The sequence below is a fragment of the Azospirillum formosense genome (assembly GCF_040500525.1).
GTDB lineage: Bacteria > Pseudomonadota > Alphaproteobacteria > Azospirillales > Azospirillaceae > Azospirillum > Azospirillum formosense_A.
This window is the reverse complement of record NZ_CP159402.1, coordinates 2,377,657-2,391,901: the sequence shown is the minus strand read 5'-3', so window position 1 is coordinate 2,391,901 and position 14,245 is coordinate 2,377,657. Positions and strand designations below refer to the sequence as shown.

Sequence of the window (14,245 nt, the reverse complement as noted above, 5' to 3'; positions counted from 1 at the left end):
GTTCGACGGCGCGCGGTGGTCAGGCGGCCATCAAGCGGCCATCAACCGGGAAGCGGTCGGGGCTCCGGGTCGCCGTCCAGGCCGCTTCCGGCCTCCAGGTCCTTGACCGCGCACAGCCGCTGCACCACCGCGGCCTTGGGTGACGCGACCTCGCCATGCTCGTAGGCGACGACCTGGAGACGCCCGCGCGCCATCTCCAGAAGCTCGCCGCTGCGCAGCAGGAAGGCGGGCGAGGCGGGGCGGCCGAAACGGGCGTTGCCCAGGGCGAAGGTCTCATAAAGGAGAAGGCCGCCCGGCTCCAGGGCGTCGAGGATGGCCGGGAACAGCGGGCGGTGCAGGTAGTTGGTCACCACGATCGCGGCGAAGCGGCGGTCGCGCAGCAGCGGCACCGGCGCCCCGTTTTCCAGATCGGCCTCCACCAGCTCCACCCCCGCCGCCCCCGAGAGGTCGGCCACCCCGCGCAGGTCGCGGTCCAGCCCGACCACCGGATGGTTGCGCGACCGGAACAGCCGCAGGTGCCGTCCCGACCCGCAGGCGAGATCGAGGACCGGGCCGCCCGCCCGCACCAGCGGCGCGAAACGCGCGACCCAGGGAGAGGGCGGGCTGATCGCGGCGTGCGGCGATCCGGCTTGCGGCGATCCGGTGGTGGACGGTGTGGACAAGGGACGGACGCTCCCGCTCGTTCGTGACGCGTGTTTGACCGCGACGCCGGGGTCGTGCTGAACTGGCAACCGGTCACCGACCGTATATCATGACCATCCGTTCTTCTCATCCTGGAGCATCCGACGGGGACATGATCCTCTTCGTTCTGAAATGCACGGCCGACCACCGGTTCGAAGCCTGGTTCCGCAACGGCGACGCCTACGAGACGCAGGCCGCCGCCAAAGCCATCGCCTGCCCGGTCTGCGGCGACACGCACATCACCAAGGCCCCCATGGCCCCGCGCATCGCCAAGGGGGGCCACGCCAGGGACGACGCGGCCCGGGAGGGCGGCGCGCCGGAGGCTGTGCCCGCGGCGGGCGGCGGCGCGGCGGCCCCCGCCGTTTCCCCGGCGACCGCGACCCCGTCCGTTCCGGCGGAACTGCGCGAGCGCTTCGCGGCGGAGGTCATGCGTCAATTGACGGAAATTCGCCGCACGGTTGAAACGAATTGCGATTACGTCGGGAACCGCTTCGCCGAAGAGGCGCGGCGCATCCATTATGGCGAAACCGATCCGCGCGGAATCTACGGCGAGGCCACCGACAAGGAAGCGGAGGAGTTGAAGGAGGAAGGTGTGACTTTTGGTCGCATACCTTGGCTTCCGCGCACCAATTCTTAAGCCCAGGCTTCACAATATTTCGTGCCCCCATCGCCCTTTCGCTGCCATGGGTTAGTGAACGAACCTCCGGAACAACGGCCGCGGGCTGCGTCAAGGCGCTTTTTAGCGGTTGGCCTGCATCAAAGTTGTTGACGGGATAGTTCGTTACAAAGACCATATGGTCCGAGTGTCTAATATGACCTTGCAAAAATCGCTCGGCACTCGCGAGGGGACGCACTATGAAAGAAAACGCTCAGAGGATTCTCGCGAATCCCAAGTTTCAGGAGCTGGTGCAGAAGCGTAGCGCATTCGCGTGGACGCTTTCGATCGCCATGCTCGTCATCTACTTCGGCTTCATCCTGCTGGTCGCCTTCGGCAAGGGGTTCCTGGGTACCCCGATCGGCAACGGCGTGACCACCTGGGGTATCCCCGTCGGCCTCTTCACCATCATCTCGGCCTTCATCCTGACCGGAATCTACGTGCACCGGGCGAACGGCGAGTTCGATGAGCTGAACCGGCAGATCATGGAGGAGTCGAAGTGATGCGTTCGCTGGTCAATCGTGTGGGCGTCGCGGCCGTCGCGGCCGGCGCGCTCATCCCCGCGTCGGTGCACGCGGCGGCGGTCGAAGGCGCGGTCCAGAAGCAGGCGACGAATTTCTCGGCGATCGTCATGTTCCTGGTCTTCGTGCTGGCCACGCTCGGCATCACCTACTGGGCGGCGCGCCGCACGAAGTCGGCGAAGGACTTCTACGCCGCGGGCGGCGGCATCACCGGCTTCCAGAACGGCCTTGCCATCGCCGGCGACTACATGTCGGCGGCCTCCTTCCTCGGCATCGCCGGCCTCGTCTACACCTCCGGCTTCGACGGCCTGATCTTCTCGGTGGGCTGGCTGGTCGGCTGGCCGATCATCCTGTTCCTGGTCGCTGAGCGCCTGCGCAACCTCGGCAAGTACACCTTCGCCGACGTCGCCTCCTACCGCTTCCAGCAGACCCCGATGCGCACGATGGCCGCCTGCGGCTCGCTCGCCACGGTGACCTTCTACCTGATCGCCCAGATGGTCGGCGCCGGCAAGCTGATCCAGCTGCTGTTCGGCATGGACTACCTGTGGGCGGTGGTGATCGTCGGCGTCCTGATGATCGCCTACGTGACCTTCGGCGGCATGCTCGCCACCACCTGGGTGCAGATCATCAAGGCCGTGCTGCTGCTGTCGGGCGCCTCCTTCATGGCCTTCGCGGTGCTCGCCAAGTTCGGCTTCAGCCCGGAGGCGATGTTCTCCACGGCCGTGCAGGTCCACCCGAAGGCGACCGGCATCATGGCGCCGGGCGCCCTCATCACCGACCCGGTCTCGGCGATCTCGCTGGGCATGGCGCTGATGTTCGGCACCGCCGGCCTGCCGCACATCCTGATGCGCTTCTTCACGGTGTCGGACGCCAAGGAGGCCCGCAAGTCGGTGTTCTACGCCACCGGCTTCATCGGCTACTTCTACATCCTGACCTTCATCATCGGCTTCGGCGCCATCGTGCTGCTGCTGGCCCCGGATCCCGTCACCAACACCTATCCGTTCCTCGACGCGGCCAAGCTGGCGGCGGCAGGCGGCAAGCCCAACCCGTCGATGATCATCGGCGGCTCCAACATGGCGGCCATCCACACCGCGCACGCGGTGGGCGGCGACCTGTTCTTCGGCTTCATCTCGGCGGTGGCCTTCGCCACGATCCTCGCGGTGGTCGCGGGCCTGACGCTGGCCGGCGCCTCGGCCGTGTCGCACGACCTGTACGCCTCGGTGATCGCCAAGGGCCGCGCGTCGGAGCATGACGAGATCCGCGTGTCGAAGATCACCACCGTGGTCATCGGCATCGTCTCGATCTTCCTCGGCATCGCCTTCGAGAACCAGAACGTGGCCTTCATGGTCGGCCTCGCCTTCGTGATCGCGGCCTCGGCGAACTTCCCGGTTCTGCTGATGTCGATGTTCTGGAGCCGGATGACCACCCGTGGCGCCGTTCTCGGCGGCTGGATCGGCCTGATCTCCTCGGTGACGCTGCTGATCCTGGGCCCGACCGTGTGGAAGTCGGTGCTGGGCAACCCGGCCGCCCTCTTCCCGTACGACAACCCGGGCGTCTTCACCATCCCGCTGTCGTTCCTGGCGATCTGGTTCTTCTCGATCACCGACAACAGCAAGGCCGCGCAGGACGAGCGCGAGGCTTACAAGGCCCAGTACATCCGGTCGCAGACCGGCCTGGGCGCCGAAGGGGCTTCCGCTCACTAATGCGAATGGTCGCACCCGCCTTCCGCAGATGAAGGGGCTGGTGTAATCTTCAAGGCGCCTCAAGACCGCGGTCTTGGGGCGCCTTTTTTATTCACCCCACCGGTTCGTGGAGCGGGTTTTGTCCGACGCCTTCGATTTCTCCGTCTCCCCCTTCGACCGCCTGACGCCGGAGCAGCGGCAGCGGCTCGCCGCGGCGCTCGACCTCGGCGTCTACGCGCGGGACGGGGTGATCCTGAGCCGGGACGAGCCGGCGGATTGCCTGTTCGTGGTGCGGCAGGGGCTGGTCCATGAACGCCGCGGCGGCGAGGTGGTGGCGGTGCACGGCGCCCACGACAGCTTCGACCTCCAGGCGCTGTTCTCCGACGGGCAGGCGCGCAGCTTCGTCGCGGCGGAGGACACGCTGTGCGATCTGGTGCCCCGTCCGATCCTTCTCGAACTGGCGCATGAGAACGCCGCCTTCGGCGCGGTGATCCAGCAGGGCTTCGCCGACCGGCTGAGCGCGCTGGCCAACGAACGGTCCAACCGCGAGACCGCCGCGCTGACCATGGCGCGCATCCGGCAGGCCTATCTCCACCCGCCGGTCTTCGTCGAGGCCGGGGCGTCCCTGCGCGACGCGGCGGCGGCGATGAAGCGCAACCAGGCGAGCAGCGTGCTGGTCCGCGACGGCGATCCAGGAAACGGGGGCCGCGTCGGCATCCTGACCGGCACCGACCTGCGCGATCTCGTGGTGCTGGAGGGGCGCCCGGTGGACAGCCCGGTCGGGCCGCTCGCCCGCTACGAGCTGCTGGCGCTGGACCGCGACGACCTGCTGTTCAACGCGCTGATCCTGATGACCAAGCATTCGGTGCGCCGTCTGGTCATCACCGAGCAGGGCGCGGTCGCCGGCCTTCTGGAGCAGACCGACCTGCTGGCCGTCCTGTCCAACCATTCCCAGGTCGTCGCGCTGAAGGTCGACCGCGCCGCCACGCCGGAGGATCTGGGCCGGGCCAGCCAGGACATCGTCGGGCTGATCCGCACGCTGCACGGCACGGGCGTCAAGGTGTCCTTCATCGCCGACCTCGTGACCGAGCTGAACCGCAAGATCTTCCGCCGCCTGTTCGAGCTGCTGGCGCCACCCGACCTGCTGGCCAACGCCTGCCTGATCGTCATGGGCAGCGAGGGGCGCGGCGAGCAGCTTCTGAAGACCGACCAGGACAACGGGCTGATCCTGCGCGACGGCTACGACTGCCCGACGCTGTCCCAGGTGACCGACGCCTTCACCCGCCATCTGGTGGCGTTCGGCTACCCGCCCTGCCCGGGGCGCATCATGGTCTCCAACCCGGACTGGACGCGCCCGCTGGCGCACTACAAGGATTCCCTCTTCCACTGGATCCACCGCCCCGACGAGGCGGCGCAGATGAACCTCGCCATCTTCTACGACGCGGCGGCGGTGGCCGGGGACGCCGCCCTGCTGGCCGAGGCGAAGGGCTACCTGCTCGGCCGGCTGCAGGACAACCAGATGTTCTTCACCGCCTTCGCCCGTCCGGCGCTGGCCTTCGACACCCCGTCGGGCCTGTTCGGCGGGCTGTTCGAGCGTCGCCGCAGCGAGGCGGTGGACATCAAGAAGGCGGGCATCTTCCCCATCGTCCACGGCGTCCGCGCGCTGGCGTTGGAGAAGCACAGGACGGAGACCAACACGACCGAACGCATCTGGGCGCTCGCCGACCAAGGCGTGCTGGACCGCGGCGTGGCGGGCGAGCTGGCCGACGCCTTCACCTTCCTGTCCACGCTGCGGCTGAAGGCCGGGCTGGACGGCAGCGCGTCCGGCACCCAGACCGACAACCTCGTCCGCACGGACTCCCTGGGCAAGCTCGACCGCGACCAGTTCAAGGACTGTCTGGCGCTGGTGAAGAAGTTCAAGGAACTGCTCGCCTACCACTTCCACCTGAACCACTGACCCTGAATCGCTGACCCGCCGGACGCGCGGGGAGAGGAGGCGGCATGCCGACCGAGACCATTGCCGGTGTGGTGGCCAACGGGGTGGTCGCGCCGCCCGTCCCGGCCATGCCTGAACATCCCGACCGCGCCCTTCTGCTGTCGGGGGAGGAGAGCGGGGAGCGGGTGGCGATCCATTGCGAGGCCACCTCCTTCGACGCGGCCACGGCGGATCTGCGCAGCGTCGCCGCGCTGCGCATCCGCGGCAGCCGCGTCCTGACCAGCCAGCGCCTGATCCTGTCCTTCTGGCCCACCGAACCGGCGGAGCCGGCGCTGTCCCGCCTGCTGGCCTTCATCGGCAACCGGCCGCTGGTCGGTTACTACCTGGATTTCACCGTGGGGCTTCTCGACCGGCTGGTGCAGCCGATGGTCGGCATGGCCCTGCCGAACCCGCGCATCGAGGTGTCCAGCCTCTATTACGGCCGCAAGGCCAAGGCGCCCGGCAAATACGCGGTCGACCTGCGGCTGGACAGCATCCTGCGCGATCTCGACCTGCCGCCGCGTGCCGGGGAGGACGCCTACGCCAGCGCGCTCGCTTCCGCCATGGTCTATCTGCGCCTGGAGCCGCCGCGGCCCTGACGCCGCATCTCAGGCGCCCCCTTCAGGCACCCCCCTTCAGGCGGCTTTCGTCTGCGTCTTGGCGAGGGTCGGCACCGACACGATGAAGCGGGTGCCCGGCCCGCCGTCCGGCTGGCGGTCGATGGTCACAGCCGCCCCGGCCTGCTGGGCCAGCGCCCGGACCAGAACCAGCCCCAGCCCGCTCTGGCGCTTGTCGGTCGCGCGGTTCTGGGCGGCGGACGGATCGGGCGGCAGGCCGGTGCCGTCGTCGCGCACCACCATCCGCATGCCCTCCTCCCCCTCCGGCAGCAGCGCGACCGTGATCGTGCCGGGATGGCCGAGGGGGAAGGCGTGGAGCAGCGCGTTGGACACCAGCTCGCTGGCGATCAGGGCGAGCGGGGTCGCCTGGTCCACGTCCAGGCTCCAGGGCTGGGGGGCGTTCACCGTCAGCCGGGCCCCGGTCGGGTTGGTCGAGCGGACCAGCCCGTCGCAGAGCTGCCGCAGGTAGTCGGCGAAGTCGATGCGCGCCGGCTGGTCGGAGCGGTAGAGCAGCTCCTGCATCAGGCTCATGCACTGGATGCGGCGCAGGCTCTCGTCGAAGGCGCGGCGCGCCGGCTCGTCGATGCGGGCGGCCTGGAGGCGCAGCAGGCTGCAGATGACCTGCAGGTTGTTCTTCACCCGGTGCTGGACCTCCTTCAGCAGGACCTCCTTGTCGGTCACCGCCGTTTCGAGTTGGGCGTTGGTCCGCTCCAGCTCCGCCGTGCGCTGGTGCACCCGCTCCTCCAGCGTGTCGTAGGCGTGCTGGAGCGCGTTCTCCGCCTGCCGCTCCCGCCGGGCGCGCTGCAGGGCCATCCCGCCGATCACCGACACCGCGGCCAGCGCGGCCAAGGCGTAGGAGATGTAGGTCCAGAGCTGCCCGCGCCAGCGCGCCATGACGCTGCTCACCGGAATGGCCACCTCGGCGGTCAGCGGCACGCTGTCCACCCGGCGCAGCGCGGTGATTTCCGGCTCCCCGGCGGCTTCCGCCGGGGCGCTGTCGGTGGCGTCCGGCCCCTGGGTCTCGTGCAGCAGCACCGTGCCGTCGGCCCGGCGCAGGGTGATGGAACGGGCGTAGTCGAAGTCGAAGCTCTTGTAGATGTCGCGGACGTAGCGCGGCGAGACGGCGACCAGGGCCACGCCGCGGAACTGCCCCGGCGCGGCGGCCAGCGGGCGCGAGAGGAGGATCAGCGGCTCCTGGCTGTACCGGCTGTTGTCCAGGGCGGTGATGAAGAGATGGCCGCCCGCCTCGCTGCCGCCCGTCCGCTGGGCCAGGAAGTAATCGCGGTCGGCGACGCTCATCGCCGGCGTGGGAAAGCGGCGGGTGGTCAGGACGGCGTTGCCTTCGGCGTCGAACAGCCAGATCGACACCAGATAGGGGGTGCCCCGCACCAGCGCCGCGTAGCGCTCCCAGGCCGCGCGGTCGTTGGGCAGCGGGGCGTCCGCCGGCCCGGCGAGCTGGACCGCCTGCTTCAGGATCAGGTCGCTGGTCTCCACCAGCCGGGCCGCGTGCTCCGCGACCAGCAGGCTGGCGTTGCCGGCGGTGTCCTGGGCGTGCTGCAGGGCCGCCGCCCGGTCGCGCAGCGCGAAGCTGGCCGACAGGCCGAGCGTCAGCAGCAGCGCCACCGCGCAGACCATCAGCACCAGCGCCGATCCCGGCATCCGGTAGAGCAGTGGGGAACCTTTGGATCGCAGGGCGCGCAGGGGCATGGGGGAGAGGCCGTTGAGCATCGAAGGTCGTGGCTTTCGTGGCGGACCAACACTTTTTTGCAGGCTCCTGTTCCCTGGGTACGCCCGTTGAACCGCGCCGCGCCACCCCCTATTGTCGCGCCGGGCCGAAAGGCCGAAGCGGCATCGAGCGCGGGGAGTATGGCGTATGAAGATCGACGGCACGGCCTACCGCACCATCTGGCCGGCGCAGGACGGCTGGGCGGTGGAGATCATCGACCAGACGCGGATGCCGCATGATTTCGCCGTCGCGCGGCTGACAAACCTCGAGGAAGCCGCCCATGCCATCCGCGCCATGCTGGTGCGCGGGGCGCCGCTGATCGGGGCGACCGCCGCCTACGGCGTCGCGCTGGCCATGCGGGCCGACCCGTCCGACGCCGCTCTGGAGGAGGCCGGCGCCCGGCTGCTCGCCACCCGCCCGACCGCGGTCAATCTGCGCTGGGCGCTGGAGCGGATGCGCGCCCGTCTGGCGCCGCTGCCGCCCGCCGCCCGCGCCGAGGCCGCCTACGCCGAGGCCGCGGCGGTCTGCGACGAGGATGTGGCCATCAACCGCGCCATCGGGGAGCATGGTGCCGCCCTGATCCGCGAGGCCGCCCGCCGCAAGGCCCCGGGCGAGCCGGTGAACGTGCTGACCCATTGCAACGCCGGCTGGCTCGCCACCGTGGATTGGGGCACGGCGCTGGCCCCGGTCTATGTCGCCTTCGAGGAGGGCATCCCCCTGCATGTCTGGGTGGACGAGACGCGCCCGCGCAACCAGGGCGCCAGCCTGACCGCCTGGGAGCTGAACCGCCACGGCGTGCCCCACACGGTGGTGGTGGACAACACCGGCGGCCACCTGATGCAGCACGGCATGGTCGACCTGTGCATCGTCGGCACCGACCGCACCACGGCGACCGGCGACGTCTGCAACAAGATCGGCACCTACCTGAAGGCCTTGGCCGCCCACGACAACGGCGTGCCCTTCTACGTCGCGCTGCCCTCGCCGACCATCGACTGGGGCATGGCCGACGGGGTGAGGGAAATCCCCATCGAGGAGCGCGACGCCCGCGAGGTGACCGAGCTGACCGGCATCACCGCCGACGGGCGGATCGAGACCATCCGCGTCACCCCGGCCGGCAGCCCGGCGGTCAATTACGGCTTCGACGTGACCCCGGCCCGTCTGGTGACCGGTCTGGTGACTGAGCGCGGCGTCTGCCCGGCGAGCCGGGAGGGGCTGTCGGGCCTGTTCCCGGAGCAGGGCGGCGCGGCGCGCTGACCCCCTCTTTCCGAAAAGCCGCTTACGCCGCGGCCACGACGAGCAGCGCGACGGCCAGCGCCACCGCGTCCTCGATCAGCGCCGCCGGCCGGTCGCGGCCGAAGGCGGCGGCCATGCGCCGGCGCGCTTCGTAGAAAAGGAGCGTGCCGGCGACCGCGCCGAGCCCGCCGGCGATCAGCCCGGGCACCCACGAGCCCGCGTTCGCTCCGATGGCCGCGCCGGCGATGGCGCCGCTGGCGATGCGGCTGGCGAAGGGGAAGGGACGTTTGCGGCTGGGGGTGCTGGGCAGCTTGTCGGCAACCAGCTCCCCCACCGCCATCGCGGTGAAGACCCAGGGCGACACCGGGTGGCCGAGGAAGAACAGCCAGCTTCCCGACAGGTCGAGCCAGCCGCCGTAGGCGGCCCAGGAGACCGCCGCCGGTGCGAGCATGGTGCGCGAACCGGCGACGGCGCCGATCAGGACGGCGAGCAAAAGGACGGTCATCGGGGGACTCCGCGTCAGTCGGGCCGGCGGTCGCGCAGGGCCTGGATCAGGGTCCGGAAGGCCCCGGCACGGGCGCCGGGACCGCCGTGGAGCAGGCGGATCGCCGCCAGCATGAGCGCCGCGTCGCCGTCGCGCGGCGGGTCGGTGTGGGGAAGCCGCCGGCCGCGCCGCACCGAGACGGTCTTCACCCGCGTCATCTCCAGCAGCCCTTCGGCCCCGCGCGTGACGCCCCAGCCGCTGGCTCGGCGTCCGCCGAAGGGCAGGCGGGGGTCGGCGGTCGGCACGATCAGGTCGTTGACCGTCACCGTCCCGGCGTCCAGCCGCCCGGCCAGGGCGCGCGCCTCCGCCTCCGGCCCGAAGACCGAGGCGCCGAGCGCGTAGGGGCTCCGGGCGGCGGCCTCCAGCGCCTCCCCCATGTCGCGGACCGGCACCAGCGACAGGATGGGGGCGAACAGCTCCTCGCGCAGCAGCGCCATGCCCGGCCGCGCGTCGGCCACGATCAACGGCGCCATCGCCGGGTCCGCGTCGTCGGGCAGAGGGCCGAGCGGGCGGGCGCCCTCCGCCATCGCCGCGCGGACCAGCCCGACCAGCCGGCGCCGCAACGGCAGCGGCACCGCCGCCGCCGGGATCGCCGCCACGGCGGCGGTCAGCGCTTTTTCCAACTCGCCCGCCAGGGCGCGCGGCACGAAGACCCGGCGCGGCGCGATGCAGGTGGCGGACCCGTTGAGCCGCAGGCCGAAGGCCAGCGCGCGGGCGACCGTGCCAAGGTCGGCGCCCGGCAGGACGAACACCGCGTCGTTCCCCGACAACTCCATGGTGGAGGGCACCAGCCCATCGGCGAGCTGGCGGGCCACCGCCCGGCCGGTGGCGGCCGATCCGGTCAGCACCAGCTTGTCGATGCCGGCGGTGATCGCGTCGGACACCGCGTCGGGCGATTCGTCGAGCAGCTGGAACAGGCCATCCGGAAGGCCGGCCTCGGCCAGCCAGTCCGCCAGCCGTTCCATCGGCGCCGAGCAGCCGGGCGCCGGCTTGACCAGCACCGTGTTCCCGGCGGTCAGCGCCTGGAGCGCCTGCACCCCCGGCAGCAGCAGCGGGTAATTGGACGGGCCGACGATCAGGACGGTGCCGAACGGCTCGCGGCGCACCTCCGCCGCGACGCCGAACAGCCAGACCGGTCGGCCGCGCGCCCCCAGCCGCCGCGGCGCCAGCAGCGCAGCGGCCTCGCGCTCCAGGAAGCGGCAGGCCTCGGCCAGCGGCAGGATTTCCGCGCTCAGGCTTTCGGCCGCGCTCCGTCCGGGGCGGGTCGCCAGCGTGTGCACGAGGTCCTCCGCATCCGCCGCGATGCGGCGGCGGATGTTGCGGATGATGGACAGTCTTTCGCCTGTATTGCCGCCGGCCCACGCCGCGCGCGCAGTTGAAAATGGATCACCGGCCCCGCTTGTCCAAGGGGTTACACCTGGAGAGGTGGCATTGTGGCTGTGATCCATTTCCGGTCCATGTTCGTAACTGCCTTCACACAAGTCGGCAGCTCGGGAGCGTTTGACAAGCGGATGGAACGGCAAGTCGTGATCATTGGCGCTGGGCCCGGTGGATTGGCATCCGCGATGCTCCTGGCGCTCACCGGGGCGAAGGTCACCGTGCTGGAGCGGCAGGACCGCGTCGGCGGCCGGTCGGCCGGCTTCGCGCTCGACGGGTACCGCTTCGACAGCGGGCCGACCTTCTTCCTCTATCCCCGCATCCTCGAGGAGATTTTCGAGGCCTGCGGGCGCCGCCTGTCGGACGAGGTCGATCTGATCCGCCTCGACCCGCTCTACCGGCTGGTCTTCGAGGCCGGCGGGGAGATGCGGGTCCACGCCGAGATGAAGGCGCTGATGGCGGAGATCGCCCGCCTCGACCCGCGCGACGCCCAGGGGCTGCCGCGGTTCCTGGCCGACAACCGCGCGAAGATGGAGCTGTTCCGCCCGATCCTGGAAACCGACTTCTCGAGCCCCTGGGCGCTGGCGTCGCTGCCGATGCTGAAGGCGCTGGGGCGGCTCTCGCCGCAGCGTTCGGTCGACCGCGATCTGTCCCGTTACTTCCAGGACCCGCGCGTCCGCCTCGCTTTCTCTTTCCAGAGCAAGTATCTGGGCATGTCGCCCTTCCGCTGCCCCAGCCTGTTCACCATCCTCTCCTTCCTGGAGCACGAGCACGGCGTCTTCCACCCGCGCGGCGGCACCGAGGCGGTGATGGAGGCGATGCGGCGGGTGGCCGAAAGTCTCGGCGTCACCGTGCGGCTGAACGAGACGGTGCGCCACATCCGCTTCCAGGGCCGCCGCGCCGTCGGGGTGCGGACGGAGGCCGGCGAGTATCCGGCCGACGCGCTGGTCATCAACGCCGATTTCGCCCGCGCGATGACGACCCTGGTGCCCGACGACCTGCGCCGCCGCTGGACCGACGCCCGCATCGCGACCAAGAAATTCTCCTGCTCCACCTTCATGCTCTATCTGGGCATCGAGGGACGGATGGAGGGGCTGGACCACCACACCGTCTATCTGGCGGAGGATTACGCCCGCAATCTGGCCGAGATCGAGGACGGGCGCGAGATGCCGCGCCGCCCGTCGATCTACGTGCAGAACGCCTGCGCCACCGACCCGGACCTCGCCCCGCCCGGCGGCAGCACCCTCTACATCCTGGTGCCGGTCGGCCACCAGCGCGGCCACATCGACTGGGCGGCCGAGGCGCCGCGCTACCGCCGCCTCGTGCTCGACCGGCTGGCCGGCTTCGGCCTGACCGATCTGGAGCGCCGCATCCGGGTGGAGCGCGTGGTGACTCCGGCCGACTGGGACCGCCAGTTCGCGGTGCACCGCGGCGCCACCTTCAATCTGGCGCACAGCCTGGACCAGATGCTCCACCTGCGGCCGCACAACCGGTTCGAGGATCTGGACGGAGTCTATCTGGTGGGCGGCGGCACCCACCCCGGCAGCGGCCTGCCGGTGATCTTCGAAGGCGCGCGCATCACGTCGCGGCTGCTGGCCTCGGAGCTGGGCCTGCCGACGCCCTGGCGCAGCGAAACCATGGGACTGTCCGGCCTGCCCAAGCGGGCCGTAGCGGGGGGACTGGCATGACGGATCGGATCGCGGTGATCGGCGGCGGCCTGGGCGGGCTGGCGTCGGCGGTGGTTCTGGCGGCGCGCGGCCACAAGGTGGTGCTTCTGGAAAAGAACGACTGGGTCGGCGGCAAGGCGGCGGTTCTGGAGGAGGGCGGCTTCCGCTTCGACATGGGGCCGACCATCCTGACCGTGCCGCGCGTCCTGCGCCGCATCTTGGCGGAGGCCGGCTGCGACCTCGACCGCGAGCTGGAGCTGGTCCGGCTGGAGCCGCAATGGCGCTGCTTCTTCGACGACGGCACCGTGCTCGACCTGTCGGAGAACATCGGCGCGATGGCCGCGGAGCTTGACCGGCTGACCCCCGGCCGCGGCGCCGGGGAGGGCTACCGCCGCTTCCAGGCGCTGTCGGAGCGTCTGCACGGCATTTCCGAACGCTTCTTCTTCTGGAAGTCGGTGGAGGATCTCGGCGACACGCTGAAGCTCCGCGACAGCATGAACACCAGCACCCTGTCCGACGTGCTGGCGCTGCGCATGGGCAGCACGGTGGCCGGCACCATCCGCAGCCACGTCCCCGACGCGCGCGCCGCCCAGATGCTGGACCATTTCACCCAGTATGTCGGGTCCTCCCCCTACGGCTCCCCGGCGGTGCTCTGCGCCATCGCCCACATGCAGACCAACGACGGCGTCTGGTACCCGATGGGCGGCACCCGCGCCGTTCCGGTGGCGCTGGAGCGGGTGGCCCGGCGCCTCGGCGTCGAGATCCGCACCGGCACCGGCGTGCGCCGGCTGGAGGTAACGGACAAGCGCGTCACCGCCGTCGAGACCGATGGCGGGGAGCGCATCCCGGTGTCGGCGGTGGTCTCCAACATGGATTCCGTCCGCACCTACGAGGAGCTGGTGGGCGGCGCCCCGGCCAAGCGCTTCCGCAAGCGCCGCCGCTACGAGCCGGCCTGCTCGGGCGTGGTCTTCTATCTCGGGCTCGACCGCGGCTACGACCACCTGCTGCACCACGACTTCGTCTTCTCGCGCGACCCGGCGGAGGAGTTCGACTGGATCTACCGCCGCGGCGAGCCGGCGCCCGACCCGACCTGCTACATCGCCGCCCCGGCCCGCACCGAGCCCGGCGTGGCGCCGCCGGGGGGCGAGGCGCTCTATGTGCTGGTCCACACCCCCTACCTGCGGCCGCACCACGACTGGTCGCGGATGCTGCCGGACTACCGCCGCACCGTCTTCGACAAGCTGAAGCGCACCGCCGGCATGGCCGACCTGGAGGACCGCATCCGCGTCGAGCGCGTCCTGACCCCGCAGGACATCCACGACCGCTACCGCGTGCTGAACGGCGCCATCTACGGGCTGGCCAGCCACGGCCGCTTCATGGGAGCCTTCAAGCCGGGCAACCGCTCGCGCGACGTCGCGGGGCTGTATCTGGCCGGCGGCGCCGCCCATCCCGGGCCGGGCATGCCGATGGTGCTGATGTCGGGCTGGATCGCCGCCGACAGCCTGGACCGCGACCTGCGGGGCGGGGCGCGCGACACCGACCTGCGCGCCGTCGCCTGAGGGACGGG

At 70.7% G+C, this 14,245-nt stretch carries 12 protein-coding genes; 8 read left to right on the top strand and 4 right to left on the bottom strand.

Features of this window, described 5'->3' with window-relative positions; genetic code table 11:
* Window positions 1–41 precede the first annotated feature (41 nt).
* A complete protein-coding gene (locus ABVN73_RS11430; protein ID WP_353858095.1) occupies window positions 42–662 on the bottom strand; it encodes a methyltransferase domain-containing protein in 621 nt (206 codons plus the stop codon).
* A gap of 131 nt (window positions 663–793) precedes the next feature.
* Here ABVN73_RS11430 and ABVN73_RS11425 point away from each other — a divergent pair, with 131 nt between their 5' ends.
* The 5 genes from ABVN73_RS11425 (at window position 794) to ABVN73_RS11405 (ending at window position 6,113) form a co-directional block, all read left to right on the top strand.
* Window positions 794–1,318: a DUF1178 family protein gene (locus tag ABVN73_RS11425; RefSeq protein ID WP_353858094.1), complete on the top strand. Its 525-nt coding sequence runs from the start codon at window positions 794–796 to the stop codon at window positions 1,316–1,318.
* Between the two features lie 218 nt (window positions 1,319–1,536).
* Complete coding sequence (locus ABVN73_RS11420) at window positions 1,537–1,839, top strand: DUF485 domain-containing protein (RefSeq protein ID WP_109070658.1); 303 nt, start codon at window positions 1,537–1,539, stop codon at window positions 1,837–1,839.
* A complete protein-coding gene (locus tag ABVN73_RS11415) occupies window positions 1,839–3,560 on the top strand; it encodes a cation acetate symporter (protein WP_353858093.1) in 1,722 nt (573 codons plus the stop codon). Before ABVN73_RS11420 ends, ABVN73_RS11415 begins: the two co-directional genes overlap by 1 nt.
* Window positions 3,561–3,678: 118 nt before the next feature.
* Complete coding sequence (locus ABVN73_RS11410; protein WP_353858092.1) at window positions 3,679–5,496, top strand: putative nucleotidyltransferase substrate binding domain-containing protein; 1,818 nt, start codon at window positions 3,679–3,681, stop codon at window positions 5,494–5,496.
* Window positions 5,497–5,540: 44 nt separating this feature from the next.
* The gene (locus ABVN73_RS11405) at window positions 5,541–6,113 is read left to right on the top strand and encodes a DNA polymerase III (RefSeq protein ID WP_353858091.1); all 573 of its coding nucleotides are present in this window, start codon (window positions 5,541–5,543) and stop codon (window positions 6,111–6,113) included.
* A 36-nt stretch (window positions 6,114–6,149) separates the two neighbouring features.
* On the opposite strand, the gene ABVN73_RS11400 is transcribed toward ABVN73_RS11405, so the two are convergent.
* The gene (locus tag ABVN73_RS11400; protein ID WP_353858090.1) at window positions 6,150–7,859 is read right to left on the bottom strand and encodes a histidine kinase dimerization/phosphoacceptor domain -containing protein; all 1,710 of its coding nucleotides are present in this window, start codon (window positions 7,857–7,859) and stop codon (window positions 6,150–6,152) included.
* Window positions 7,860–8,004: 145 nt separating this feature from the next.
* On the opposite strand from ABVN73_RS11400, the gene mtnA reads away from it, so the two are divergent.
* A complete protein-coding gene (gene mtnA / locus ABVN73_RS11395; RefSeq protein ID WP_353858089.1) occupies window positions 8,005–9,111 on the top strand; it encodes an S-methyl-5-thioribose-1-phosphate isomerase in 1,107 nt (368 codons plus the stop codon).
* A gap of 22 nt (window positions 9,112–9,133) precedes the next feature.
* Here mtnA and ABVN73_RS11390 read toward each other — a convergent pair whose 3' ends face one another.
* Entirely contained in the window at window positions 9,134–9,595 is a 462-nt protein-coding gene (locus ABVN73_RS11390; RefSeq protein ID WP_353858088.1) for a DUF4126 family protein, read from the bottom strand.
* 14 nt (window positions 9,596–9,609) lie between these two features.
* Window positions 9,610–11,082: an aldehyde dehydrogenase family protein gene (locus ABVN73_RS11385; RefSeq protein WP_353858087.1), complete on the bottom strand. Its 1,473-nt coding sequence runs from the start codon at window positions 11,080–11,082 to the stop codon at window positions 9,610–9,612.
* Between the two features lie 9 nt (window positions 11,083–11,091).
* Between ABVN73_RS11385 and crtI (ABVN73_RS11380) the strand changes: the two genes are divergently transcribed.
* On the top strand, window positions 11,092–12,699 hold the full coding sequence (gene crtI / locus ABVN73_RS11380) for a phytoene desaturase family protein (RefSeq protein WP_353858086.1): 1,608 nt from the start codon (window positions 11,092–11,094) through the stop codon (window positions 12,697–12,699).
* Entirely contained in the window at window positions 12,696–14,237 is a 1,542-nt protein-coding gene (crtI, locus tag ABVN73_RS11375; RefSeq protein ID WP_353858085.1) for a phytoene desaturase family protein, read from the top strand. Before crtI (ABVN73_RS11380) ends, crtI (ABVN73_RS11375) begins: the two co-directional genes overlap by 4 nt.
* Window positions 14,238–14,245 lie beyond the last annotated feature (8 nt).

What these genes read in the sequence shown, in the direction of transcription:
- ABVN73_RS11405 (WP_353858091.1), top strand. Translation starts at nt 5,541, where the DNA reads ATGCCGACCGAGACCATTGCCGGTGTGGTGGCCAACGGGGTGGTCGCG.
- ABVN73_RS11420 (WP_109070658.1), top strand. Translation starts at nt 1,537, where the DNA reads ATGAAAGAAAACGCTCAGAGGATTCTCGCGAATCCCAAGTTTCAGGAG.
- mtnA (WP_353858089.1), top strand. Translation starts at nt 8,005, where the DNA reads ATGAAGATCGACGGCACGGCCTACCGCACCATCTGGCCGGCGCAGGAC.
- crtI (WP_353858086.1), top strand. Translation starts at nt 11,092, where the DNA reads ATGTTCGTAACTGCCTTCACACAAGTCGGCAGCTCGGGAGCGTTTGAC.
- ABVN73_RS11400 (WP_353858090.1), bottom strand. Translation starts at nt 7,859, where the DNA reads ATGCTCAACGGCCTCTCCCCCATGCCCCTGCGCGCCCTGCGATCCAAA.
- crtI (WP_353858085.1), top strand. Translation starts at nt 12,696, where the DNA reads ATGACGGATCGGATCGCGGTGATCGGCGGCGGCCTGGGCGGGCTGGCG.
- ABVN73_RS11425 (WP_353858094.1), top strand. Translation starts at nt 794, where the DNA reads ATGATCCTCTTCGTTCTGAAATGCACGGCCGACCACCGGTTCGAAGCC.
- ABVN73_RS11385 (WP_353858087.1), bottom strand. Translation starts at nt 11,082, where the DNA reads ATGGATCACAGCCACAATGCCACCTCTCCAGGTGTAACCCCTTGGACA.
- ABVN73_RS11390 (WP_353858088.1), bottom strand. Translation starts at nt 9,595, where the DNA reads ATGACCGTCCTTTTGCTCGCCGTCCTGATCGGCGCCGTCGCCGGTTCG.
- ABVN73_RS11415 (WP_353858093.1), top strand. Translation starts at nt 1,839, where the DNA reads ATGCGTTCGCTGGTCAATCGTGTGGGCGTCGCGGCCGTCGCGGCCGGC.